This is a genomic window from Mesorhizobium sp. M0276 (genome assembly GCF_040321755.1).
Classification (GTDB): Bacteria; Pseudomonadota; Alphaproteobacteria; order Rhizobiales; family Rhizobiaceae; genus Mesorhizobium.
On sequence record NZ_JAMYSC010000069.1, the window covers coordinates 1 to 24,774 of the forward strand.

General features: G+C 63.2%; 24 protein-coding genes and 1 pseudogene. 18 read left to right on the forward strand and 7 right to left on the reverse strand.

The genetic code is table 11. The features are described 5' to 3' along the window. Nucleotides 1–95 precede the first annotated feature (95 nt). The 4 genes from NKJ01_RS31635 to NKJ01_RS31650 all read right to left on the reverse strand — a co-directional run bounded on the left by NKJ01_RS31635 (nt 96) and on the right by NKJ01_RS31650 (nt 2,699). Nucleotides 96–614, reverse strand: coding sequence for a YcnI family copper-binding membrane protein (locus tag NKJ01_RS31635; RefSeq protein ID WP_352734174.1), 519 nt, complete (start codon nt 612–614; stop codon nt 96–98). Nucleotides 615–653: 39 nt separating this feature from the next. Further along, complete coding sequence (locus NKJ01_RS31640; RefSeq protein WP_352608741.1) at nt 654–1,193, reverse strand: copper chaperone PCu(A)C; 540 nt, start codon at nt 1,191–1,193, stop codon at nt 654–656. A 97-nt stretch (nt 1,194–1,290) separates the two neighbouring features. Continuing rightward, nucleotides 1,291–1,647, reverse strand: coding sequence for a DUF2946 family protein (locus NKJ01_RS31645; protein ID WP_352734209.1), 357 nt, complete (start codon nt 1,645–1,647; stop codon nt 1,291–1,293). 149 nt (nt 1,648–1,796) lie between these two features. Further along, the gene (locus NKJ01_RS31650; protein WP_352734176.1) at nt 1,797–2,699 is read right to left on the reverse strand and encodes a GntR family transcriptional regulator; all 903 of its coding nucleotides are present in this window, start codon (nt 2,697–2,699) and stop codon (nt 1,797–1,799) included. Nucleotides 2,700–2,927: 228 nt separating this feature from the next. On the opposite strand from NKJ01_RS31650, the gene NKJ01_RS31655 reads away from it, so the two are divergent. The 6 genes from NKJ01_RS31655 to NKJ01_RS31680 all read left to right on the forward strand — a co-directional run bounded on the left by NKJ01_RS31655 (nt 2,928) and on the right by NKJ01_RS31680 (nt 10,588). Continuing rightward, nucleotides 2,928–4,433, forward strand: coding sequence for a UxaA family hydrolase (locus tag NKJ01_RS31655; RefSeq protein ID WP_352608743.1), 1,506 nt, complete (start codon nt 2,928–2,930; stop codon nt 4,431–4,433). Between the two features lie 61 nt (nt 4,434–4,494). Next, entirely contained in the window at nt 4,495–5,493 is a 999-nt protein-coding gene (locus tag NKJ01_RS31660) for an aldo/keto reductase (protein ID WP_352734178.1), read from the forward strand. Nucleotides 5,494–5,822: 329 nt separating this feature from the next. Next, on the forward strand, nt 5,823–6,815 hold the full coding sequence (locus tag NKJ01_RS31665; protein WP_023760801.1) for an ABC transporter substrate-binding protein: 993 nt from the start codon (nt 5,823–5,825) through the stop codon (nt 6,813–6,815). Between the two features lie 170 nt (nt 6,816–6,985). Next, complete coding sequence (locus tag NKJ01_RS31670) at nt 6,986–8,539, forward strand: sugar ABC transporter ATP-binding protein (RefSeq protein WP_352734180.1); 1,554 nt, start codon at nt 6,986–6,988, stop codon at nt 8,537–8,539. Further along, nucleotides 8,536–9,501: an ABC transporter permease gene (locus tag NKJ01_RS31675; protein ID WP_352608746.1), complete on the forward strand. Its 966-nt coding sequence runs from the start codon at nt 8,536–8,538 to the stop codon at nt 9,499–9,501. The genes NKJ01_RS31670 and NKJ01_RS31675 overlap by 4 nt, the downstream gene beginning before the upstream one ends. A gap of 67 nt (nt 9,502–9,568) precedes the next feature. Then, nucleotides 9,569–10,588, forward strand: coding sequence for a zinc-binding alcohol dehydrogenase family protein (locus tag NKJ01_RS31680; protein WP_352734183.1), 1,020 nt, complete (start codon nt 9,569–9,571; stop codon nt 10,586–10,588). Between the two features lie 155 nt (nt 10,589–10,743). Here NKJ01_RS31680 and phnF read toward each other — a convergent pair whose 3' ends face one another. Next, the gene (phnF, locus tag NKJ01_RS31685) at nt 10,744–11,493 is read right to left on the reverse strand and encodes a phosphonate metabolism transcriptional regulator PhnF (protein ID WP_352734185.1); all 750 of its coding nucleotides are present in this window, start codon (nt 11,491–11,493) and stop codon (nt 10,744–10,746) included. A gap of 121 nt (nt 11,494–11,614) precedes the next feature. On the opposite strand from phnF, the gene phnG reads away from it, so the two are divergent. The 12 genes and pseudogenes from phnG (at nt 11,615) to phnE (NKJ01_RS31745) (ending at nt 22,116) form a co-directional block, all read left to right on the forward strand. Beyond that, entirely contained in the window at nt 11,615–12,076 is a 462-nt protein-coding gene (gene phnG, locus NKJ01_RS31690) for a phosphonate C-P lyase system protein PhnG (RefSeq protein ID WP_352608749.1), read from the forward strand. Continuing rightward, on the forward strand, nt 12,076–12,687 hold the full coding sequence (gene phnH, locus NKJ01_RS31695) for a phosphonate C-P lyase system protein PhnH (RefSeq protein ID WP_352734187.1): 612 nt from the start codon (nt 12,076–12,078) through the stop codon (nt 12,685–12,687). Before phnG ends, phnH begins: the two co-directional genes overlap by 1 nt. A gap of 1 nt (nt 12,688) precedes the next feature. After that, a complete protein-coding gene (locus NKJ01_RS31700) occupies nt 12,689–13,801 on the forward strand; it encodes a carbon-phosphorus lyase complex subunit (RefSeq protein WP_352734189.1) in 1,113 nt (370 codons plus the stop codon). Continuing rightward, the gene (gene fosX / locus NKJ01_RS31705) at nt 13,798–14,217 is read left to right on the forward strand and encodes a FosX/FosE/FosI family fosfomycin resistance hydrolase (protein ID WP_352734191.1); all 420 of its coding nucleotides are present in this window, start codon (nt 13,798–13,800) and stop codon (nt 14,215–14,217) included. Before NKJ01_RS31700 ends, fosX begins: the two co-directional genes overlap by 4 nt. Further along, nucleotides 14,214–15,041 (forward strand): annotated as a pseudogene (locus tag NKJ01_RS31710) (alpha-D-ribose 1-methylphosphonate 5-phosphate C-P-lyase PhnJ); the annotation flags it as partial. The gene fosX and the pseudogene NKJ01_RS31710, both read left to right, overlap by 4 nt. A 137-nt stretch (nt 15,042–15,178) precedes the next feature. Continuing rightward, nucleotides 15,179–15,955, forward strand: a complete 777-nt coding sequence (phnK, locus tag NKJ01_RS31715; RefSeq protein ID WP_352734193.1) for a phosphonate C-P lyase system protein PhnK — start codon at nt 15,179–15,181, stop codon at nt 15,953–15,955. Nucleotides 15,956–16,277: 322 nt separating this feature from the next. After that, nucleotides 16,278–16,985: a phosphonate C-P lyase system protein PhnL gene (gene phnL / locus NKJ01_RS31720; protein ID WP_352734195.1), complete on the forward strand. Its 708-nt coding sequence runs from the start codon at nt 16,278–16,280 to the stop codon at nt 16,983–16,985. Beyond that, nucleotides 16,982–17,599 (forward strand): DapH/DapD/GlmU-related protein, encoded by a 618-nt coding sequence (locus tag NKJ01_RS31725; protein ID WP_352734197.1) that lies wholly within the window; start codon nt 16,982–16,984, stop codon nt 17,597–17,599. The genes phnL and NKJ01_RS31725 overlap by 4 nt, the downstream gene beginning before the upstream one ends. Nucleotides 17,600–17,821: 222 nt before the next feature. Further along, nucleotides 17,822–18,679: a phosphonate ABC transporter ATP-binding protein gene (gene phnC / locus NKJ01_RS31730; protein ID WP_352734199.1), complete on the forward strand. Its 858-nt coding sequence runs from the start codon at nt 17,822–17,824 to the stop codon at nt 18,677–18,679. Between the two features lie 148 nt (nt 18,680–18,827). Further along, complete coding sequence (phnD, locus tag NKJ01_RS31735) at nt 18,828–19,736, forward strand: phosphonate ABC transporter substrate-binding protein (RefSeq protein WP_352608759.1); 909 nt, start codon at nt 18,828–18,830, stop codon at nt 19,734–19,736. 55 nt (nt 19,737–19,791) lie between these two features. After that, nucleotides 19,792–20,748 carry a phosphonate ABC transporter, permease protein PhnE gene (phnE, locus tag NKJ01_RS31740; protein ID WP_352734201.1) on the forward strand — a complete coding sequence of 319 codons (957 nt, stop codon included), beginning with the start codon at nt 19,792–19,794 and terminating at the stop codon, nt 20,746–20,748. Then, nucleotides 20,749–22,116, forward strand: a complete 1,368-nt coding sequence (phnE, locus tag NKJ01_RS31745) for a phosphonate ABC transporter, permease protein PhnE (RefSeq protein WP_352734203.1) — start codon at nt 20,749–20,751, stop codon at nt 22,114–22,116. It begins immediately after the preceding gene. 367 nt (nt 22,117–22,483) lie between these two features. On the opposite strand, the gene NKJ01_RS31750 is transcribed toward phnE (NKJ01_RS31745), so the two are convergent. Both NKJ01_RS31750 and NKJ01_RS31755 read right to left on the reverse strand, forming a co-directional pair. Continuing rightward, nucleotides 22,484–23,335: a sugar phosphate isomerase/epimerase family protein gene (locus NKJ01_RS31750; RefSeq protein ID WP_352734205.1), complete on the reverse strand. Its 852-nt coding sequence runs from the start codon at nt 23,333–23,335 to the stop codon at nt 22,484–22,486. 40 nt (nt 23,336–23,375) lie between these two features. Next, nucleotides 23,376–24,563: a Gfo/Idh/MocA family protein gene (locus NKJ01_RS31755; RefSeq protein ID WP_352734207.1), complete on the reverse strand. Its 1,188-nt coding sequence runs from the start codon at nt 24,561–24,563 to the stop codon at nt 23,376–23,378. Between the last annotated feature and the right edge of the window lie 211 nt (nt 24,564–24,774).

The window sequence follows — 24,774 nt, forward strand, 5'->3', positions numbered from 1 at the left end:
CCTGCGTGGGGGGGGGGGGGTGTTGTTTTTTAATCAACACCCCCCCCCCTCTGGGGCGGGGTCGGCCCCCCGCCCCCCCCCCCCCCCCGGGGAGATCATTTCTTTGGCCGCAGCTTGATGCCGGGCGCCGGGTTTTCGAGGGCGTCCTCATCCTGTCCGGCCGCCGGGATTTCGATCCAGCGGACGGTGGCACCGTCGCATTCCTGCACCACCGGAAAGTAAACCGTCTGGCCCACCGGGAGATCCTCCGTCAGCGTCGCGCGAAAGACGAACTCGTCGTAGAATTCATCCGGCAGGCTGCCGCCGCTCCAGTCGACTTCCTTGACCCCATCGCTCACCGATTGACCGTAGAGTTGATAGGATTTGTCGTACTTGCCCTTCTTGGCCTGCAGCGTCCAGCCAGGCTTAGGCATCGGCTTCACCGCGATCACCCCTTCCGGGATCTGCACGCGTACGGCAGTCGTAGCCTTGCCGTCGCAGCCATGCGGTACGCGTAAGATTGCCTTGTAGGTCGAGCCGACGGCCGCTTCCTGGGTTTCGAGCGTGATATGCGCGAAAGCGGCATTTGTCCCGAGCACGAAAAGGACTGCGGCGGACAAAAGATACTTGTTCATGATGGTCCCTCTGATTTCAAACTGGCGAAGCTGGCCGGATCAATTGGCGTGATCGTCCGTGGCGCCACCACCGATGCCTTCGACGGCGAAATCGACGCTGACGGCACCGGCCTTCTCGAAGGTCAGCGTGGCGGAAAACTTTTCGCCCTGCTTGGGTTGCCGCTTCAAGCCGAAGAACATCAGATGATAGCCGCCAGGCGCCAATGCCACCTTGCCGCCGGCCGGAATTTCCAGGCCGCCGGCAACCGGTCGCATGGTCATGACGCCGTCCTTGACGCCCATTTCATGCAGCTCGGCCTTTTCAGAAATATCGGAGGAAATCGACACCAGCCGATCCGGCGCGCTGCCATTGTTGGTGATCGTGAAATAGCCGCCGGCGACCTTGGCGCCGGCCGGCGTGGCGCGCGACCAGGGGTGGCCGATATCGAGATCGCCGACCTTGAACTCATGCGCGAACACGGTCTGGACGCCGATGAACAGCAGCGCAAGAGCCAGCACGGCAATGCCGACACCTTCTTCGATGCTGCGTAGAATGGTGCCGGGCTTAAGACGCGCGGCGTCAGGAAAGAAATTGAACATGGTTGCTCCATGAAGTGATGGTCGCGCCGTTGCCGGTCGCGAGCAGTTTGATCTTTGGATGGGTACGCCCACGAAAGGTTCCGGCGGGCAAGCAGGCTCAGGCCGTCAGCGGCGGCGCGCGCGGGTTCGACGGCGAGCGCTCACGCACGAAGTCGAGATGGATGGCCGCCCGGAAGACAAAGGCTACCGTTTCAAAGGAACGACTGTCCAGCGCAAGCCCGGCATCGGGCGGCGGCGCAAAGGCCGGCGAAAACATGCCGCAGCCGAGCACGCAGCATGCCGGCTGATGGGACGGCGGCTGGTTGCCGCCGGGAAGCTGGGTGGCACCCCCATGGGTGCAGATGACGTTGCCAAAGGCATCGAGTTGTGACGCATTCGGCACGTTTCCGAAGGCGAAAGCGCCGAGCGTCGACTGGAGCAACAGCAGATAGGCCGCGACAAGCGCGACCGGTATGCTCCACCGTCTCCTCGATACGCCCAAAACCCTGCCTCTTCGCAGCAATGCAACATTCCTAGCACGAGGCCGTCGGGTGGAAAATCGCCAATTCGATGCTGCGGCAACGCGGCAGGAAGCGCGTCGCAGCCCTTCAGATGCGACGCGCCTTATGATTTTTGGGGCGACCGCATTTCGGGGATCGAGGTCAGCAAGGTCTGGCGCGCCGACTTCAGGTGCTTGCGGCAGGCGGCGTCGACCTTGCCGAGATCGCGTGATTTCAGCGCCTCTATATAGACCAGATGCTCATTGATCGCGACTTCGTTGCGTTCGCGTTCCCGCGTCTTGTTCCATTGGTAGTGATAGTGAAAGATCATGGCGATGACATCGTAGAAATCCACGATGAAGCGGTTATGCGACGCCCGGTGGATGAGCCGGTGGAAGCGCTCGTCCAGTTCGGAGAATTCGTTGAAGCGGGTGGCGATCTCGCTTGCCAGCCGACGATGTTCGTCTTCCAGACGTTCGAGATTGACCCAGACAGCGCTGTCCGGCGGCAGAGCGGCGAAGGCTGCCGCCGAGCGCAGTTCGAACATCTCGCGGATTTCGGTCAGCTCCAGCGCGAAAGCGCGCGTAAAACCCTTAAGCACCCAGTGGCTGTTGCGGCGCTTCTCGATCAGGCCGAAGCGCGAGAAGCGGATCAGGAACTCGCGCACGCTGGTGGTGCCGACGCCGATCTCGCGCGCCAATTCGAGTTCGTTGATCTGCATGCCGGCTTCGGCTCCGCCGGCAAGCAGGCGCCGCATGAACGACCGCTCGATGATCTCGGCCAGCGTGTCGGTTTCTTCCTCGGGGAAAAAATCATCGGGACGCGGTTCGCGCAGCACCGTCTTGGCACGTTTGTTCCAGGCGATCAGCCCGGTCTCTTCCATGCGTGCAAGAATCGTTCGTACCGTGGTGCGGCTGACGCCAAGCAAGGTGCCCAGTTCCGGCTCCGAAGGCAGGCTGCGCGTCTCGCCGAGCAGCCGCAGGCAGCGGTTGTAGGCATCCTTATAGACGTTGTTGCTCTTCGACATCCCTGACCCGTTGCACGCAGTCGCTTGCGGCGGCCGGCCGGAAGCGCAATATGACGTTCCCATGACCCCTGAAAGCGAAAGTCGCTTTCCTGAACACCGATGGACATGCGGAACTCCCCAGCGAAAAAACAATTGACGCAAAATTGTTTTTTCACGATAAAAGACATTATATCTAAACAGGCGCGTGTCAATCCGCCCGCGCACCCAGGATCACCCAGGAAACCGCCCGTGAACGCCTCCAACTGCATCCTCCTGTCCCCCGCCGACAATGTCGCCGTCGCTAACGGCCGCATCGAGATCGGCACCGTGCTGCCGGGCGGCGCCGTCGCCGCTGCTCTGATCGAACCTGGCCACAAGGTGGCGATCAAGCCGATCGCCGCCGGCGAGGCCGTGGTCAAATACGCGCAGGCGATCGGCCGTGCGACACAGGATATTGCAGCCGGCGAGCACGTTCATTCGCATAATCTGGTTTTCGAATCGGGCCGCTTGCCGGTCGTGCCGCCGAGCGAGGCCGAGCACGCGACGGAAGCGGACCGCGCCCGCACCTTCATGGGCTATCGCCGCGCCGATGGCCGCGCAGGCACGCGCAACTTCATCGGCATCGTCGCCAGCGTCAATTGCTCGGCCACCGTCTGCCATTCGATCGCCGACACCGCCAACCGAACCCTGCTGCCGAAATATCCCGGCATTGACGGCTTCGTACCGATCGTTCACGGCCAAGGCTGCGGCATGAGCGCCACCGGCGACGGCATGATGGTGCTGCACCGCACGCTTGCCGGTTATGCCCGCCACCCGAATTTCGGCGGCGTGCTGATGGTCGGCCTCGGTTGCGAGGTCAACCAGCTCACGCTCTATGGCCAGAAGGGCGTCGCTGCCGGCAAACGCCATTTCAACATCCAGGACGCCGGCGGTTCGCGCAAATCGGTCGAAAAGGCGATGGGCGTGCTGGCTGAGATTGCCGAGGAAGTCGGCCAATTGAAGCGTGAGCCGATCCCGGTCAGCGAGATCGTCGTCGGCCTGCAATGCGGCGGCTCCGACGGCATGTCGGGCATTACAGCCAATCCGGCGCTGGGTGCTGCCGTCGATATCCTGGCCGGCGTCGGCGGCATCGGCATCCTCTCCGAGACCACGGAAATATACGGCGCCGAACATCTGCTAGCCTATCGCGCGGCAACGCCGGAGATCGCGCAGAAGCTCGACGGCTTCGTGAAGTGGTGGGAAGATCACGTCGCCAAGCACGGCGCCTCGATCGACAACAACCCCTCGCCCGGCAACAAGCGCGGCGGCCTCACCACCATCCTGGAGAAATCGCTCGGCGCGGTCGCCAAGGGCGGCCAGACGCCGCTCAATGGTGTCTTCGGCTATGCCGAAAAGGTCACCGGCAGCGGCTTGGTGTTCATGGACACCCCCGGCTACGACCCGGTCTCGGCGACCGGCCAGGTGGCGGGCGGCGCCAACATCATCGTCTTCACCACCGGCCGCGGCTCCTGCTTCGGTTGCCGGCCGACACCGTCGATCAAGGTCGCCACCAACTCGACCATGTATCATCAGATGGAAGAGGACATGGACGTCAACTGCGGCGTCATTGCCTCGGGTGAAAAGACCATCGCAGGCATGGGCCGCGAGATCTTCGAACTGATTGTCGAGACGGCTTCCGGCCGCAAGACCAAGAGCGAGGATTTCGGCTACGGCGACAACGAGTTCGTGCCCTGGCACCTGGGCGCGACGCTTTAGTTTCCACTGATATCTGAAGATGGCAAGGCCGGACAATGGTCGGGAACGGGGAGGTTTTCGCATGAACAAGCGCCGCATCGGTCGCACCGCGCTCGAGGTCACCGAGGTCAGCTTTGGCGGCGCAGCGCTCGGCGGCCTCTACCGCGCCTGTCCGCGCGAAGCCGCGATGGAGACGCTGCAAGGCGCCTGGGAAGCCGGCCTGCGCTATTTCGACACCGCACCCTTCTACGGTTTCGGCCTGTCGGAACGACGCTTCGGCGACTTCCTGCGCTATAAGCCGCGCGATTCCTATGTGCTGTCCACCAAGGTCGGCCGGCTGTTCCGCCCGGTGCCGGATGACCAAGTTCCCGATCACTCCTATGTCGATCCGCTGCCCTTCGCCCTCGATTACGACTATTCCTATGACGGCATCATGCGCTCGGTCGAGTTCAGCTATGCGCGGCTTGGCCTGAACAAGATCGACATACTGTTCGTCCACGATATCGGCGCCTACACGCATGGCGCCGAGAAGACCAAGCTGCACTTTCGCGATCTGATGGATGGCGGCCTCAAGGCGCTCGAACAGCTGAAGAGAACAGGTGTCATTTCCGCCTATGGGCTCGGCGTCAACGAGGTGCAGATCTGTCTCGACGTGATGCGCCGGGCGCCGCTCGATTGCATCCTGCTCGCCAGCCGCTATTCCCTGCTCGACCGCAGCGCCGAAGCGGAATTGCTGCCGCTGTGCCGTGCACAACAGACCTCCTTGGTCATCGGCGGCGTCTTCAACTCCGGCATCCTGGCGACCGGGCCGGTGCAAGGCTCGCATTTCGATTACCGCCCTGCCAGCCATGACGTGCTCGATCGCGTCGGTGCGATGGAAAGGATCGCAGCCGAGGGCGGTTATCCGCTGGCCGCGGCCGCGTTCCAGTTCCCGCTGCATGAACCAATGGTCGCTACCGTGCTGACCGGTACCGCCAAGCTGGCAAACCTGATCCGCAACCTCGGGTTGCTCGACATCGACGTTCCTGAGACGGAATACGCCAGATATCGCCCCCATACCCTGGTGCAGGAGCTGGCGTGAAACGCGATCCGCTCGGTGAACGGCGATCCGGTTTCACACCCTTGCAATCTATAAGAGAATGAACATTCCATATTGACGAATGGGTGGAATTAATATTCCATACGCTCACGGAATGGAAACGGGAGCATTCGATGACGGCGAGGGAAAGCAGTGCGGTGGCTCTGCCTCTGCCAGGCTTCCCGAGAACTGGTCAAACACCGCTTGCATCGGCCGGTTCGATGCACTATCAAAACATGGCAACTGTTTTTTATTGATAAAGTTCTGTTTGGGCTACGCCTATCCGAACGGAGCTTCCGTAACGTTCACCGGGCGACTTAGGGAGGAACCTCATGAAATTCGTGACCAGCATTCTCAACCGCCGCGCTGTCATGGCGCTGGCAGCAGCTTCGATGCTCACCGGCGTCATGCATTCGGCGCCGGTTTCGGCGGCGGATGTGACCATTCCGATCATCGTCAAGGACACCACGTCCTTCTACTGGCAGATCGTTCTGGCCGGCGCTCGCAAGGCCGGCAAGGATCTCGGCGTCAACGTGCCGGAACTTGGCGCCCAGGCTGAAACCGACGTCAACGGCCAAGTCTCGATCCTCGAGAACGCCGTTGCCAGCAACCCGGGGGCCATCGTCATTGCGCCGACCGAGTTCAAGGCGCTTGGCAAGCCGATCGATGAAGCCGCTGCCAAGGTCAAGGTTATCGGCATCGACTCCGGCGCCGACTCCAAGGCCTTCACATCGTTCCTGACCACCGACAATGTGCAGGGCGGCCGCGTTGCTGCCGACGGCCTTGCAGCCGCTATCGGCGCCGCCAACGGCGGTAAGATCGAGGGCGACGTCGCTCTGATCACCAACGCACCGGGCGCCGGCTCACTCGAACAGCGCAAGCAGGGCTTCACCGAACAGCTGGCCGCCAAATATCCGGGCCTGAAGCTGGTCGCCGACAAATATGCCGACGGCCAGGCCACCACCGGCCTCAACATCGCCACCGACCTGATCACCGCCAACCCGAATCTCAAGGGCATCTTCGCCTCCAACCTGATCATGGCGCAGGGCGTCGGTCAGGCTGTCGCCGAAAACAACCTTGGCGGCAAGCTGGCGCTGGTCGGCTTCGACAGCGACGAGAAGCTGATCAAGTTCCTCAACGACGGCGTCATTTCCGCCCTCGTCGTCCAGGATCCGTACCGGATGGGTTATGACGGCATCAAGACCGCACTCGCCGCCTCGAAGGGCGAAAAGGTCGAGGCCAATGTCGACACCGGCGCCAATCTGGTGACCAAGGACAACATGAAGGACCCCAAGATCGACGCGCTGCTCAATCCGAAGCTCTAAGCCTTCGCATCCAAATCGTTTCCGGGGCCTCGCGCCCCGGAAACATTCGCTGCCGGCACAAACGGCTTGGCAATCCACGAGCCTGAGCTAGGCTGTCTTCGCGGCATATCCTTGCCTCGCCGCGTGCCAATCGTGAGGCCAATCTGGGAGGCCAATCTGGGAGGATTGTCATGACATCGACGGCGCAGGAACTGCATCCGGCCCCTGTGCTGGAGCCTGGCAGGACCATCCTCGAATTGCGCGGGCTGGAGAAGCGTTATCCCGGCACCCACGCGCTCAAGCCGGTCAACCTCGCCTTCAAGTCCGGCGAGATCCACGCCATCGTCGGCGAGAACGGCGCCGGCAAGTCGACCCTCATCAAGCTTTTGACCGGCGTCATGCCGCGCACCTCCGGAGAGGTCATCTGGGAAGGCCAGCCGGCTGCCCTGGCGACGCCGCATGAGGCGATGGCGCTCGGCATCAATGCCGTGCACCAGGAGGTCGTGCTGTGCCGTCACCTGACGGTCGCCGCCAACATGTTCCTCGGCGAAGAGAATTCGCGCTTCGGCATCCTGCAGCAGCGCGCCATGGTCAGGCAAGCGCAGAAGATCATCGACGATCTCGGCTTCGACCTGCCGGCGCATGTCACGCTGGGCGACCTGACCATCGGCCAGCAACAGCTGATTGCAGCGGCCCGCGCCACCGTGCGCGGTACCAAATTCCTGATCTTCGACGAGCCGACCGCCTACCTCACCCGCAAGGAGGCCGACCAGCTTTTCACCCTGATCCGCCGGCTGAAGGGCGAAGGCGTGACGATCATCTACATCAGCCACCGCATGGAGGAAGTGTTCGAACTCGCCGATCGTGTTTCCGTGCTGCGCGACGGCATGCTGGTCGGCACCCGCAACATCGCTGAGACCAACGATGCCGAGCTGGTCAAGATGATGATCAACCGCTCTATCGAGCAGGTCTACCACAAGGAGCATTTCACGCCGGGCGCCGCGATCATCGAAGCGCGGAACCTGTCCGGCAAAGGGTTTGAAAATGTCTCGATGACGGTTCGCGCCGGCGAGATCGTCGGGCTCTATGGCCTGATCGGCGCCGGGCGCAGCGAGTTCGTCACGACACTTTATGGCCGCCACCGCAAATCGGCCGGCCAGATTCTCTGGAAAGGCAAGGAGGTTCAGGTCAAATCCGAGCATGACGCGATCAAGCTCGGCATGGCGCTGGCGCCGGAAAGCCGCCGCGACCAGGGCCTCTGCCTCAACCTGCCGGTCGGCCTCAATCTCAACCTGCCGATCTACAAGCGCATCTCGAACAATCTGCTGATCTCGAGTGCGCAGGAAAAGACGCAGGCCGATCGCCAGATCGCCGATCTGCGCATCAAGACACCGACGCGCGGCGCTCTGGCGTCCAGCCTGTCGGGCGGCAACCAGCAGAAGATCGTCATCGGCAAATGGCTGGCGCACGGCGCCAAGCTGTTCATCTTCGACGAACCGACTGTCGGCGTCGATGTCGGCACCAAGGCCGAGATCTACCGATTGTTCGGCGCGCTGCTGTCGAAAGGCGCCGGCATCATCCTGATCTCGTCCTATCTGCCGGAAGTCTACGAACTGGCCGACACGCTGCATGTGTTCCGGCGCGGCAAACTGGTGGCGACTCATGGTTTTCGCGGCGCCAGCCACGAGGACATTCTCACGCAGGCGCTCGCCGAGAAACAAGAAAAGCAGGGAGGACAGATATGAGCACCGAGGCGATTGCTGTCGAAAAGCCAAAACGGAACTACAATGTCCTGTTCGGGCTGACGCTTCTGGCGTTGCTGGTTCTGCTCTGGATCGTCCTGTCGGTCGCGACGCCGAGCTTCGCCTCGTCCAATAACATCGCCAACCTGCTGCGGCAGGGTTCGATGATCGCCATTATGGCGGTCGGCCAGACTTTCGTCATCATCACCGGCGGCATCGACCTGTCCGTCGGCGCCGTGGTCGGCTTCGCCACCGTGGTCGTAGCCATGATGATCAATGCCGGCTTCCCGATCTGGCTCGCCATTCTGGTGACGCTGCTGGTCGGTGTTGCCATCGGCATGTTTCATGGCTTCGGCATCGTCAAGATGGGCCTGCCGCCCTTCATCATCACGTTGGCGACGCTGACCTCGCTGCGCGGCATCGGCCTTTTGATGACCAACGGCAATTCGATCAATATCAACAGCGACACCTTCACCGCGTTCTCGCGCAGTTCCTTCATCGGCATCCCCAACCTGTTCTGGATGGTGATCCTGGTCGGCATTCCGGCCTATATCTTCCTGCATCACAGCCGCTGGGGCCGGTATCTGTTCTCGGTCGGCTCTAACGCCGAGGCCTCGCGCCTGTCCGGCGTCAATGTCCAGCGAACCATCTACATGGCCTACACGCTGTCCGGCCTCTGCGCGGCTTTCGTCGGCGTGCTGCTGGCCGCCCGCATCGGCATCGGCAATCCGACCCAGGCTGAGGGCTGGGAGCTGCAGGCGATCGCCTCGTCGGTCATCGGCGGCACCTCGCTGTTCGGTGCCGTCGGCTCGGTGCACGGACCGCTGCTTGGCGCCTTTATCCTGGCCACCATCAACAATGGCGCCAACCTGCTCAACGTCAACTCGTTCTGGCAGCGCATCATCACCGGCGCGCTGATCATCATCATCGTCTACTTCGACGGGCTGCGCCGCCGCGGCAAGTAAACCCTCGATCAATCGCTGGCCCGTCACAATCGACGGGCCGGCGATTCATTACCGACTGGATTGAAGCATGAAGGCCGTCGTCTGCCGTTCGCCCGGCGATCTTATCCTGGAAGACCGTCCGGCCCCCGGCGCGCCGCCTCCCGGCTGGGCGCTGGTGTCCGTCAGCCATGTCGGCATCTGCGGCACCGACTATCACATCTTCGAGGGCAAGCACCCGTTCCTCGCCTATCCCCGCATCATGGGCCATGAAGTATCGGGTACCGTGGTGGAACCCGGGGAAGGTGTCGAACTGGCCGTTGGCGAACCGGTCGTCATCAACCCCTATCTTTCCTGCGGCAAGTGCATCGCCTGCCGGCACGGCAAGCCGAATTGCTGCGTCAGCATCGAAGTGCTCGGGGTGCATCGCGACGGAGCCATGTGCGAACGCATCCTGGTGCCGGCGCAAAATCTCTATCCTGCCAACGGCCTGTCGTTGGCCGACGCCGCCGCCGTCGAGTTCCTGGCCATCGGCGCACATGCCGTGCGGCGTGCCAAGGCCGAAACCGGCGCACGCACACTGGTCATCGGCGCCGGCCCGATCGGGCTCGGCACCGCCATCTTCGCTCGCATCGCCGGCCTCGACGTGACATTGCTCGACATGAGCAGTGAAAGGCTCGCCTTCGCCGAGAATGAGCTTGGGTTCCAGACCCTCGACGGCTCGCGCGGCGCGGTGCCAGATCTGGTCAGGGAGGCAACCTCTGGCGAAGGCTTCGATGTGGTCTTCGACGCCACCGGCAACACCCAGTCGGTGCGGTCGGCTTTCGCCCATGTCGCGCATGGCGGAACATTGGTGCTGGTCAGCGTCGTCAAGGACGACATCAGCTTTTCCGATCCGGAATTCCACAAACGTGAAATGACATTGATCGGCAGCCGCAATGCGTTGCGCGCCGATTTCGACCATGTCGCCGCCTCGATCCGCAACGGCGCCGTTCCGCTGGCAAAACTCGTCACCCACCGCACCACGCTTTCCGGCACGCCACACGATCTGGCCCGCTGGGCGCATGAGAAATCAGGCCTGATCAAGGCTGTGATCGAGGTGGGAGCATAACATGACAGGCCGTGAACCCGGCCCGAATTGACGCGACCCCGTGCAGGTCGAACCGGTCCTCAAAACGCCAAGCCGCTGACAGGTGAGCGCGACCGAACTGGTCTGATATCAGCGTGAGTGAGATAAATCACGGTCTCCTACAAGGCCGGCACTCCCTACAGCGCCGACAGCTTCAACTCCACCCGTTCTGCCGGAAACCTGGATTCGGAAAACTGGATCGGCTGGCCATCCGGCGTGACGTTGACAGCGACTGTAACCAGCACGATGGCGCCCGGTTGCAGGTCGAGGTCTGCAAGGTCCGCCGCATCGGCGTGGCGCGCCGATAGCACGGTCGATTGCCTGAGATAGTCGTCGAAGCCGAACCGGGCGAGCGATGCGGTGATCGAGCCGGTCTCCGCCATTGCAGCATCGATACCGGCAAAGCGCCGGGCATCGAACCAGCCGGCAGCGCGCGACACAGGCCGTCCGTCGGCTTCGCCGCGCGTTTCCAGGCGGATCACATCGGCTCCCTTGGCGAGCCCCAGCCCCTCGGCGACGCGCTGGCTGGCCGGCTCGACCGAGGACGCCAGCAGGACGATATGCCGTTCCGATGTCTGCCCTTGCAGGCCCGTTGAAAAGCGTGTGCGCGCACCGATGGGATAGGACAGCCGCCTGCGCGACAGCACGAAGGTGCCGCGCCCCTGCTCGGCCCGCAGCACCCCTTCCTGCACAAGGGCCGATATGGCGCTGCGCACGGTGTGGCGGTTGACGCCATAGCGCTCAGCCAGTGCCATCTCCGGCGGCAGCGCGGCGCTTTCTGCGAAATCGCCGACGGCGATCGCCTGCAGGATCTTCTCGGCGATCTGCCGCCACAGCGAGACGCCGCTGCGCCGCTCGATGCTGTCCGCTGCCAGCCGCCCGACCATTGATTGCCCCCAGTCTTCAAGTGCTTGTCATCCACCCGTCATGGACTCGCGCTAGATAATAGGTATAATTTGTATAGTTGTCTATATCAATAGACAAATTTGGCGAAGAGGAATGTTGCTGATGCGAGGACAGGAAGCCCGCGATCAAGCCGAACGCAAGGCCGCCATGGCAACCCTGGCGCAATCCGGCGGCGACGACATCGTTCGGCTCTGGAACGAGGCCGGACTGCCTTCGGACGCAGAACTGCTGCGCGGCCCCGAAACCGGCCTGGTCACCGTACGCGGCCGCATCGGCGGTGGGGGCGCGCCCTTCAATGTCGGCGAGGCGACCGTCACCCGCGCCACCGTCCGGCTGCCGTCCGGACAGGTCGGCCATTGCTATGCGCTTGGCCGCGACAAGCAGAAGGCGAAGCTGGCGGCCATCGCCGACGCACTGTGGCAGGACCCGGCCCGCCGCGCCGAGGTCGAGACCGGGCTGATAGCGCCTCTGCGGTCGGCCCTGACCACGGCGCATGAACGCCGCCGCGCCGAGACGGCGGCAACGAAGGTGGATTTCTTCACCATGGTACGCGGAGAAGACTGATGGACATCGCATCGCAATCGATCGAGGGCGGCTTCGCCGATCCGGTCTTCAACGCACAGACCGTGTTCCGCGCTGTCATGGAGGCGATGGCGCGGCCTGGCAGCGTGCAGCCGTTGCCCGCCTTTGCCCGTCCGCCGGCGCCGCTGTCGGCGACCGCCGGTGCCATTGCGCTGGCGCTTTGCGACAATGACACCCCGCTCTGGCTCGACCCGGCTTTACAGGCTTCCCCTGCCATCAAATCCTGGCTTGGTTTCCACACCGGCGCGCCATTGGCCAACACGCCGGCCGATGCGCATTTCGCGTTGATCGCAGCCCCGGCCGAGATGATGGCGCTCGACGGTTTTTCGCAAGGCACGCAGGACTATCCCGACCGTTCGACCACATTGGTCCTGCAGGTCAGCGATCTCGTCTCCGGCACGCCGCTGTTGCTCGAAGGCCCCGGCATCGAAGCCAGCGCGACGATCGCGCCGGCACGGATGCCACGCCATTTCGTCGAACAGTGGAAGCAGAACATCAAGCGCTTTCCGCGAGGCGTCGACATCATCCTCACCACATCGGACGGCATTGCCTGCCTGCCGCGCACGACGCGCATCAAGACGATGGAGGCGTAAGATGTATGTCGCGGTTAAAGGCGGTGAAGCCGCAATCGCCAACGCCCACAGCCTGCTTGCCGACCGCCGCCGTGGCGACCGTTCGGTGCCAGCCCTTCGCCTCGACCAGATCGTCGAGCAGCTGGCGCTCGGCGTCGACCGGGTGATGAGCGAAGGCTCGCTCTACGACCGTGAACTGGCCGCACTCGCCATTGTTCAGGCGCGCGGCGACATGATCGAGGCGATCTTCCTGGTGCGCGCCTATCGCACGACACTGCCCCGCTTTGGCTACACCAAGCCCATCGACACCGCCAACATGCTGGTCGAGCGGCGCGTCTCGGCGACCTACAAGGACCTGCCGGGCGGCCAGTTGCTTGGGCCTACCTTCGACTACACGCACAGACTGCTCGATCCCGAGCTTGCCGCCGGCGCCGATGTCGCCGAGCCCTTGCTGCGTGAGACGGAAGCGCAAGCCATGCCGCGCGTCTCGGCGATCCTCGCCCGCGAAGGCCTGATCGAACCGGACGGCGACATGCCGCAGGACCATGTCCCCGGCGACATCACCCGCGAGCCGCTGGAGTTCCCGATGGCGCGCGACATCCGCCTGCAGGCGCTGTCGCGCGGCGACGAGGGGTTCCTGCTGGCGCTCGGCTATTCCACGCAACGTGGCTATGCCCGCAACCATCCCTTTGTCGGCGAAATCCGCATCGGCGAGGTCGAGCTGGAGCTCGACGTGCCGGAACTGCCCTTCGCGGTCCCGCTCGGCACGGTGCGGATCACCGAATGCCAGATGGTCAACCAGTTCAAAGGGTCGACCAAGGCGCCGCCGCAATTCACCCGCGGCTACGGCCTCGTCTTCGGCCAGAGCGAGCGCAAGGCGATGGCGATGGCGCTCTGCGACCGCGCTCTTCGTGCGACAGAACTCGGCGAGGATGTCGTCGCCGCAGCCCAAGATGAGGAGTTCGTCATCTCGCATTCCGACAACGTTCAGGCGACCGGCTTCGTCGAACATCTGAAGCTGCCGCACTATGTCGACTTCCAGGCCGAACTCGACCTCGTGCGCCGCATGCGCGCCGAATACGACGCCCGCGAAAACCCGGCGAAGGCCGAAGAGAAGCGGGAGGCCGCGGAATGATCGAAGGCCTCTCCCACATGACCTTCATCGTCCGCGATCTCGACCGGATGACCGAGATCCTCGAGGGCATACTCGACGCCCGAGAGGTCTATGCCAGCGGCGCCGAACAGTTCTCGCTGTCGCGCGAAAAGTTCTTCCTGATCGGCGACATCTGGATCGCCATCATGGAAGGCGAGCCCTTGCCGGAGCGCAGCTACAATCACATCGCCTTCAAGATCGATGACGCCGATTTCGACCGCTACGCCGAACGCGTCGACAAGTTAGGCCTCGACATGCGCCCGCCGCGCCCACGCGTCGAGGGTGAAGGCCGCTCGATCTATTTCTACGACGACGACAACCACATGTTCGAACTGCACACAGGCACGCTCGCGGAGCGGCTGGCACGCTACGCCAAGGGACTGAAAGTCGCGCCATGACTGACATCGCCACCTACAACTTCGCCTATCTCGACGAACAGACCAAGCGGATGATCCGCCGCGCGATCCTCAAGGGCATCGCGATCCCCGGCTATCAGGTGCCGTTCGCCTCGCGCGAAATGCCGATGCCCTATGGCTGGGGCACCGGCGGCGTGCAGGTCACCGCTTCGATCATCGGCCCCGACGATGTGCTGAAGGTCATCGACCAGGGCGCCGACGACACCACCAACGCGGTCTCGATCCGCGCCTTCTTCAAGAAGGTCGCCAATGTCGCGGTGACCACCGACACAGCCAGCGCCACCATCATCCAGACCCGCCACCGCATCCCCGAGCATCCGCTGACGGCGGGCCAGGTGCTGGTCTACCAGGTGCCGATCCCGGAACCCTTGCGCTTCCTTGAACCGCGAGAGACCGAAACGCGCAAGATGCATGCGCTGGAGGAATACGGCCTCATGCATGTCAAACTCTACGAGGACATCGCCAAGCACGGCCGCATCGCCACCACCTATGCCTATCCGGTAAAGGTCGAGGGCCGCTATGTGATGGACCCGTCGCCGACGCCTAAGTTCGACAATCCCAAGATGCACCGCTCGCCGGCCCTGCAGCTGTTCGGCGCCGGCCGCGAAAAGCGCATCTATGCGGTGCCGCCATTCACCGAAGTGGTCAGCCTCGACTTCGAGGATCATCCGTTCGAGGTGCAGACGTTCGACCAGCCCTGCGCGCTGTGCGCGGCCGAGAATGTCTATCTCGACGAGGTCATCCTCGACGACCATGGCGGCCGCATGTTCGTCTGCTCCGACACCGACCACTGCGAGAAGCGGCGCAACGCCCCTACCTCCCCCTTGTGGGGAGGTCGCGCCGAAGGCGCGGGTGGGGGGCTTGACCAATCCACGCTCCACTCAACCCCCACCCCGGCGCTGCGCGCCGACCCTCCCCACAAGGGGGAGGGTAAGGAGAAGCAATGACCGACGAACCGCTGCTGCGCGTCTCGGCGCTGTCCAAATTCTACGGCTTGCGCGTCGGCTGCGACAACGTCTCCTTCGACCTGTGGCCGGGCGAAGTCCTGGCTGTCGTCGGCGAGTCCGGCTCCGGCAAGACGACGCTGCTCAACTGCCTGTCGACACGGCTGCTGCCGAGCTCCGGGACCGCCAGCTACCGCATGCGCGACGGCCAGTTCCGCGAGCTTTATCGCATGAGCGAGGCCGAGCGCCGCTTCCTGATGCGTACCGACTGGGGTTTCGTCCATCAGAACCCCGCTGACGGCCTGCGCATGACGGTGTCGGCCGGCGCCAATGTCGGCGAGCGGCTGATGGCTGTCGGCGACCGCCACTACGGCAGGATCCGCGCCACCGCCGTCGACTGGCTGTCGCGCGTCGAGATCGATGAGGACCGCATCGATGACGAGCCGCGCGCCTTCTCCGGTGGCATGCGCCAGCGCCTGCAGATCGCTCGCAACCTCGTCACCGGCCCACGCCTGGTGTTCATGGACGAGCCGACCGGCGGCCTCGACGTCTCGGTCCAGGCACGCCTGCTCGACCTGCTGCGCGGGCTGGTCACCGATCTCGGCCTGGCGGCAATCGTCGTCACCCATGACCTCGCGGTGGCACGGCTGTTGTCGCAGCGCATGATGGTGATGAAGGACGGCCGCGTCGTCGAAAGCGGTCTCACCGACCGCGTGCTCGATGATCCGCGCGCGCCTTATACGCAGTTGCTCGTTTCCTCGATTCTACAGGTTTGACGATGAAGTCTCAAAGCGCGTGTTCGCGAAACCTTGGCGCGAGGCACCCCCCTCTGGCCTGCCGGCCATCTCCCCCGCAAGGAGGGAGATCGGCTGTCCCTGCTGCTTTCACCAGTTACCAAGGCTGCAAGAAAAGCGCTGCGGGTGAAACTGCCAATCTCCACCCTTGCGGGGGAGATGTCCGGCAGGACAGAGGGGGGTGCCTCGCGCCGACACCTCGCAACCACCCGCTTCGAGATTTCACCGTTATTCCGCACGTGCAATTGCATTGGCCAGAGGGGGGTGCTGGCCCGCAAGCGGACGATGATTGGAGGACCTTCTGATGGCCACCCCCCTCGTTGTCTCGGACGTTGCCAAGAGCTTCACCATGCATCTGCGCGACGGCATTAAACTGCCTGTCGTCGCCGGAGTCTCGTTCTCGATCAGGGCCGGCGAATGCACCGTGCTTGGCGGCCCGTCCGGTGCCGGCAAGAGTTCGATCCTCAAGATGCTCTACGGCAACTATGCCGTCGACGAGGGCCAGATCATCGTCACGCATGACGACGGACTGATCGACCTTGCCACCGCCAGCCCGCGCACCGTGCTTGCCGTGCGCCGGCAAACGATCGGCTATGTCAGCCAGTTCCTGCGCACCGTGCCGCGCGTCTCGGCGCTCGATGTCGTCGCCGAACCGCTGGTCGAACGCGGCGAAGACCGCGAAATTGCACGCGACAAGGCAGGTGCGTTGCTGGCGCAGCTCAACCTGCCGGAGAAACTTTGGGCATTGCCGCCGGCGACCTTCTCCGGCGGCGAGCAGCAGCGCGTCAACATCGCGCGCGGCTTCATCACCGAGCACCCGATCCTGCTGCTCGACGAGCCGACCGCTTCGCTCGATGCCAGGAACCGTGACGTGGTGATCGAACTCATCGCCGCCAAGAAAGCGGCTGATGTCGCCCTGCTTGGCATCTTCCACGACCACGACGTGCGCGAGGCGGTTGCCGACCGCATCATCGACGTCACCGCTTTCGCTCCCGGAAAAATTGCCGCATGACCAGGAAATTGTCGGAGACACCGCTGGTCCACCCCACGGCGGAGGTGCAGAACTCGACGCTCGGCCGCTGGACCGAGATCGCCGACCGCAGCCGGGTGTTGGAGAGCGAACTCGGCGATTATTCCTACATGATGCAGGATTGCGCCGTCTGGTGCGCGACGATCGGCAAGTTTTCCAACATCGCGGCAAGCGTGCGCATCAACGCCACCAACCACCCGACCTGGCGGCCGACGCTGCACCATTTCACCTACCGCGCTTCGGACTATTGGGACGATGCCGAGCACGAGAGCGAGTTTTTCGCCCAGCGCCGCGCCAAACGCGTCACCATCGGCCACGACACCTGGCTCGGTCACGGCTCGACCATCCTGCCCGGCGTCACCGTCGGCGATGGTGCCGCGGTCGGCGCCGGCGCTGTCGTCTCGAAGGATGTCGCCCCCTACACGATCGTCGGCGGCGTGCCGGCAAAACCAATCCGCGAGCGCTTCGACCGCCGCACCGCCGAACGTTATCAGGCGCTTGCCTGGTGGGACTGGGATCATGCCAGGCTGCGCGCTTCGCTCGTCGATTTCCGGGAACTATCTGCCGAAGCCTTCCTGGAAAAATACGGCGGATAGGTCTTCACATCATCGGCATGGGCAGCAGCATGGCAGGACCTGTTCGATGACTCTCTCAAGCTTTTTCGAGGAGCACTTCGAGGACCTGCTGGTCCTGGGCCGGCCGTAAACTCCACGCCTGTGGAGCGTAACAAAACTGACATCACCGCGACACGGCAGGTTCATGTGGCTGCGTTAGGCGAGTGCCTGACGATCAATATGGTCCGGACTGGAACCTGCCCCATGTCAGCAACCTCTGCCACGCTCGAAATCCGCGGTGTCACCCGACGATTTGGCAAGAACACCGCCGTCAGCGACATCAACATCGCGATCCCGCAGGGTCAGATGGTTGGCATTATCGGCCGTTCCGGTGCCGGCAAATCAACCCTTCTTCGCATGATCAACCGCCTCATCGATCCCAGCCAGGGGTCGATTTTTTTTGACGGCGCCGAGGTCTCCCAGTTGAGCGGCTCGCCGCTGCGGCGCTGGCAACGCGACTGCGCCATGATCTTCCAGCAGTTCAACCTGGTGCCGCGCCTCGACGTGCTGACCAATGTGCTGCTCGGCAAGCTGAACCACCGTTCGACCATGTCAAACCTGTTCGGCATGTTCTCCCGCGCCGAATGCGCCGAGGCGGTCGCAGCCCTTGAGCGGCTCGACATCGCCCGTACAGCGCTGCAGCCCGCCGGCACCTTGTCGGGCGGCCAGCAGCAACGCGTCGCCATTGCCCGCGCCATGATGCAGCAGCCCAGGGTGATCCTCGCCGACGAGCCGATCGCTTCGCTCGATCCGCTCAACGCCAAGGTGGTGATGGACTCGCTGCAGGACATCAATTTGCGCGAAGGCATCACCGTCGTCACCAATCTGCACACGCTGGACACCGCCCGCACCTATTGCAACCGCATCATCGGCATGGCCGCCGGCAAGGTCGTCTTCGACGGACCGCCGGAGGAGCTCAACCGCGAGGCCGTGCGCCTCGTCTATGGCGCCGACAGCAATGGCCAGGAAATCTCAGAGGCCATCACCTCGACCAGCGTTGCCTTCAGCCGAAAGATCGCCGCATCCGCCGGACCGCTCGAACCCGCTTTCCCGGGTTATTGAGTCCATGATCCCGAAAAGTGAAAACCGGTTTTCGGGAAAGATCGTGGACCAAAAAAGAACGGTTGGGATCGCCAGCCCACGTCAAGGGCGCCAGTCAAACTCAAGAACGCTGCCGGCGCGGGGCCGGAACCTACAGGAGAGATTACAGATGTTCAGAAAGATGGTTTTCTGCGCCGTTTCGGTGCTCGCCATGGCGACCAGCATGGCCCACGCCGCCGATATGAAGGAATTTCGCGTCGGCATCCTCGGCGGTGAAAACGAAACCGACCGGCTGCGCAACTACCAGTGCCTAGCCGACCATTTGAAGGCCGAATTCGGCTTCGAAAAGGTCTCGCTGTTCCCCGCCGCCGACTATGACGGCGTGATCCAGGGCCTGCTCGGCGGCACGCTCGACTTCGCCGAGCTCGGCGCTTCCGGTTATGCCAGCGTCGCTCTCAAGGACCCGAAGGCGGTCACCCCGATCCTCACCACCCAGCAGACCGACGGCGCTACCGGCTACTATTCGATCGGCCTGGCGCTGAAATCCTCCGGCATCACCGACATCAAGTCGGCCAAGGGCAAGAAGCTCGGCTACGCCGATCCGGATTCGACCTCCGGCTATCTGATCCCGCTGACCCAGATCCCGAAGGACACCGGCGCTTCGAACGAGACCTTCTTCGCTTCGACCCAGTTCAACGGCGGCCACGAGAACAATGTCCTGGCCGTGCGTGACGGCAAGGTCGACGTAGCGGTGGACGATTCCTCCGGCATTGGCGACTTCAAGGACGGCTACACCTCCGGCACCTTCCACAAGGAAGTCGCCAAGGGTGCCGTCGACCCCAATGACTTCGTCGAAGTCTGGCGCTCGGGCCTGATCCCGAACGGCCCGCTGGTCGTGCGCACCGCGCTCGGCGACGACATGACCGCCAAGCTCGCCGACTTCTTCACGCAGCTGCCCAAGAAGGACAAAGCCTGCTTCGAAGGCGTCGAAGGTGGCGACTTTACCGGCTACGTTCCAGTGAAGGCAGACTTCTACAACGTCATCGTCGAAGCCCGTAAGGCAGCCATCGGCGGCTAACGGCGAAATCAGGAAGGGCGGTGTTCAAAACACCGCCCTTTTTGCATCTCCGATCATGACCCATTCCGTGACAGTCCCTTCCGGCGCCACTCACCAGATGGCCGACGCCTGGCGTCGCCAGACGTCCTTGCGCCGGCTCTACACCGCCATCGGCGTCGGCCTGCTCATTGTCGCGCTCGGCAGCACCATGTGGTTCGCCGACGAGGCCAATGCCGGGCATTTCTTCGACCGCCTGCCGCATTTGCTGGATTTCCTGAGCTGGCTCGTCCCCAAGGACTGGAACGATGTCTGGCGAGCGATGTTCGACATCGCTTCCCCACACGACACCGGTACCCAGGAATTCAACTTCCCGCTTGGCCGCGCCTATGTCTGGGGTAGCTTCTACATCCCTGAATATTTCGAGCTGATGCTGACCACGCTCAATGTGGCGCTGGTCTCGACCTTCATCGGCTTCGTTTTTGCCGTGCCGTTTTCCTTCATCGCGGCGCGCAACCTGACGCCGCATCCGGTGCTGCGGCTGATCGTCAAGCGCTTCATGGAATTGCTGCGCGCCTTTCCCGAAATCGTCATCGCCGGCCTCTTCGCGGCCATCGTCTCGATCGGACCGATCGCCGCCATCATCGCCATCGGCCTGCATTCGATCGGCGCGCTGGGCAAGCTGTTCTACGAGATCAACGAGAACATCGACATGCGCGCCGAGGAGGGCCTGAGGGCGGTCGGCGCCAACTGGTTCGAGCGGGTACGCTTTGCCGGTCTGCCGCAAGTGCTGCCCAACTTCATGTCCTACACGCTGCTGCGTGTTGAGATAAACGTCCGCATTTCCACCATCATGGGCGCGGTCGGCGGCGGCGGCATCGGCGAGGAACTGAAGCTGTCGATATCGCGCGGCTTCGGCGCCAAGACGATAGCCCTGGTGCTGCTCCTGTTCACGACGATCTTCATCGTCGACCAGTTCTCCGCCTGGCTGCGCCGCAAGCTGGTCGGCGAGCAGGCTTTTGCTATGAGCCCGTGAATGACGACGATGACCGCCGATGAAATCCAGTCAATCGAGCAACGCTTTCCGCAGGTGTTCAAGCGGCCGTTCCAAAAACGCTTCGGGCCACTGCTGTTTCTTGGTGGCATCTTTTTCTACCTTCTCTACGCACTGTGGTTCTTCAATCTGCCGCAGGTCATGCGGGAATCGCACTGGGAGCGCCTGCCGCTGTTTCTGACCCAGTGGATCAGCTACGACGTGCAGCCGATCTTCCGCCTCGATGAGCCGCAGATCACCGCCAAATACCCACGCTTCTCGGTGCTCGGCCCGAATCCCAATCCGGACTGGGTCAAGACCAATGCCGATGGTTCGGTGACGATCCTGATCGACGGCGCCGCCAAATCGATCACCTTCACCAAGACGCAAGCGACGATCATTGCCAACGGCGAAACCGTGCCTGTCGCGCTAAGCAGCGGCAAGCCGCTGATCTCCGGGTCGGTTCCCGGCTGGATCACCGCGCATGAGGATGAGGTCGTCGCCGACATGGGCTTTGCCGGCGAGGCCCGCGTCGCCGTTGATCGCGTCAGGATACGCAAGCGTTTTCTCGGCTGGGCAAACTTTGTCTTCGACACGCGCTCGCCTTTCTTCGGCAAGTCGGCAGGCGAAGTCGCCTCGCTGATCGTCTCAGGGCCGGAACTCAAGCCGGGCACGTCCAACCTGGCTCTGGCCGGCGACAACATCTGGAACAACGCCCAGTGGCAGCATGGCGACGTCTGGACGAAACTCTTGCAGACCATCGTCATGGCTTTTCTCGGCACCATGCTTGGCGGCATCGTCGCCTTTCCGCTGGCCTTCTTCGCCGCCCGCAACATCACGCCCAGCCGGCTGGTCAACCAGGTGCTCAAGCGCTTCTTCGACTTCATGCGCTCCATCGACATGCTGATCTGGGCGCTGTTCTTCACCCGCGCCTTCGGGCCTGGACCACTGGCGGGCAGTGCAGCCATCTTCTTCACCGAGGTCGGAACGCTCGGCAAAACCTATTCCGAGGCGCTGGAGAACATCGACGACAGACCGCGCGAGGGCGTCACCTCGACCGGCGCCAACGGCCTTCTGGTGCAGCGCTACGGCGTGCTGCCGGAAGTGGTTCCGGTGTTCATCAGCCAGACGCTCTATCAGTGGGAATCCAACACCCGTGGCGCGACCATTATCGGGGCCGTCGGTGCCGGTGGCATCGGCCTGAAACTGTGGGAAGCGATGCGCACCAACTCCAACTGGGCCAACGTCTTCTACATGGTGCTGCTGATCCTGCTCGTCGTCTTCATCTTCGACAACATATCCAATTTCCTGCGCCGCCGGCTGAGCCAGACCATCCACGACTACAACAAGCTTCAGGCCGAGCAGGGTTAGCCTTGTGACGCAGAAGCGCAAGCATCGTCTCGCCCGGCGCTGAAGGGTCGACCCCCCCCACCCGCAAGCTGCGCTCGACACCTCTCCCCCGATCGACGGGGTAGAGGAAGGGCGCAAGGCAGTCCGAGTCGGCACCCGTCCTCCAAGGCCGAGGCATTCTTCTTCTCCCCGCGCCACCACGCTTTCTTTCTTTCCTCTCCCTCCGGAGGGGGGAGAGGTGGCTCGGCGAAGCCGAGACGGAGTGGGGAACCACCTGGCAACCGCCGCGAACGCAAACCGAATGGACTCGGCGCAATCATCGTCTCACCTCGCGCCTAGGGTCGCCGAAGCAGGTCTTCTTCGCGTGACTATCGTCCGATCAGGGAGCCTAAGCCGCTCGTTTCCACCCATTTTTGATATGCTTGTACCCTTCCCGATAAACCGCTTCAGGGCTCTCGGAAAAATCGCGCCACACCTTGGTCGCCGCCGCCAAATCCTTCAGCGAGCGCCCGAACGCCTCGATCGTCAGCCAGTCGTCGTACCCGCTCTTGCGGATGGCGGAGAATGTTTCCTTCCACGGAAGGTGGCCGCGCCCCGGCACGCCGCGGTCATTCTCCGAAATATGGATATGCACGACATTCCGGCGGTGTTTCGTGTAGGCGCCGATCGGGTCGGCCTCCTCGATATTGGCGTGGAAGGTGTCGTACATCGCCTTGATGTGCGGCCGGTCGATGACATCGATATGCTCCGACAAGTCAGCCATCGTGTTGAGCAGATAGCATTCGAAACGGTTGAGCGCCTCAAGCCCGATGGTGATGCCTTTCTTGCCGGCATGGTCGCCGATCGCGCGTTGCGAGGCGACGGAGCGCTTCTTCTCGGCGGCCGTCGGCCCGGAGCCAGAAAAGGCGCCGAGCGTCGAATGCAGCGGGCCGCTTAGCGTATTCGCGCCAAGCGCCTGGGCGCAGTCGATCGCCCATTTCATATAATCGACACCGGCCTTGCGCGTTGCCGCATCGGCCGAGATCAAATTCATCGCCGGATCGCCCATGGCTGAAACCGCGGTCCGCTCCAGCCCGATACGGTCGAGCAGATCGCCGAGTTTCTTATAATCATCGGGCGCGCCGGCGAAGATCGGTATCTCGACGCCATCGAAGCCGGTTGCCTTGATGTCCCTGAGCAACGGTTCGTGTCTCTTCGATACGGCCGTCGTCCATAAGAACATGCACATGCCGATCTTCATCGACGCCCTCCCCCAGCAAAATTCTCCCGCGAGGTCGAAGCTATAGCTTCGTCCACGCCCCATTCTTCCTAGACGATTTCACACAGGCCTCGATGAAGGCCATGCCTTCGACGCCGTCCTGAACGGTTGGGAAGACGACATCCTTTGCCGGCTTGCCGCCCTTGCGGCGCGCAGCGCGGATGGCGCGTGCGGCCTCCTGGTAGATGTTGGCGAAACCTTCGAGATAGCCCTCGGGATGGCCTGACGGCACGCGGCTGACCCGGCCCGCCACCGGCAGCGCGCCGGCGCCATTGCGGGTGAGCAGTTGCTTGGGCTGGCCGAACGGCGTGTACCAGAGATAATTCGGGTCGGCCTGCACCCATTCCAGCCCTCCCTTCGAGCCATAGATGCGCAGCTTCAGCCCGTTCTCATGGCCCGGCGCCACCTGGCTGGCCCAGATCATGCCCTTGGCCGGATGCGTCTTGCCTGCGGGTTTGAAGCGCAGCATGACGTTGACATTGTCATCGAGCAGCCGGCCCGGCACGAAGGCGTCGAGATCGGCTGAAAGGGAATCCAGCTCCAGCCCGGAAACGAAGCGGGCGAGATTGTAGGCATGCGTGCCGATATCGCCCAGGGCACCGCCGGCGCCTGCCTGTTTCGGATCGCCGCGCCACGCCGCCTGCTTCTGGCCTGTAGCCGCCAGGTCCTCGGTCAGCCAGTCCTGCGGATATTCGGACTGCACGATGCGGATGTCGCCGAGCAGGCCCTTGGCGACCATTTCGCGCGCCTGCCGCACCATCGGATAGGCGGTGTAGTTGTGGGTCAGCACGAACACCTTGCCAGTCTTCTCGACTATCGCCGCGAGCTTCTTGGCTTCGGCTAGCGTCGTTGCCAGCGGCTTGTCGCATATGACGTGGATACCGGCCTCCAGGAAGGCCTTGGCCGCCGGCACATGAACATTGTTGGGCGTGACGATGGCCACCGCCTCGATCCCGTCGGACCGCTTGGCCTCGGCCTTGGCCATGTCGGCATAGGACGCGTAACTGCGATCGGGGTCGAGCCCGAGTTCGGCGGCAGAGGCTTTCGCACGCGCCGGGTCGGATGACAAAGCGCCGGCGACCAGCACGAAGTCATTGTCCAGGCGCGCCGCGATCCGGTGCACCGCGCCGATGAAGGCGCCTTGCCCGCCGCCGACCATGCCATAGCGGATCGGGCCGCCTCCCGCTTCCGACTTCGATGCGCCGACCATGTCTTTCTCCTTGGCTGTTGCTCACCTCCCCTTGAGGGGAGGTCGATCCGCGTAGCGGATCGGGTGGGGTTTGCCGGGCGTAGAGCGCGGCATGGACCGACCCCACCCGGCCCTTCGGGCCACCCTCCCCTCAAGGGCAGGGGAATCGCACATGAGTACAAAGGGACTCTTGTGTGGTGTGCGGAAATCGATTCTGAAAGGACCTCTGGAT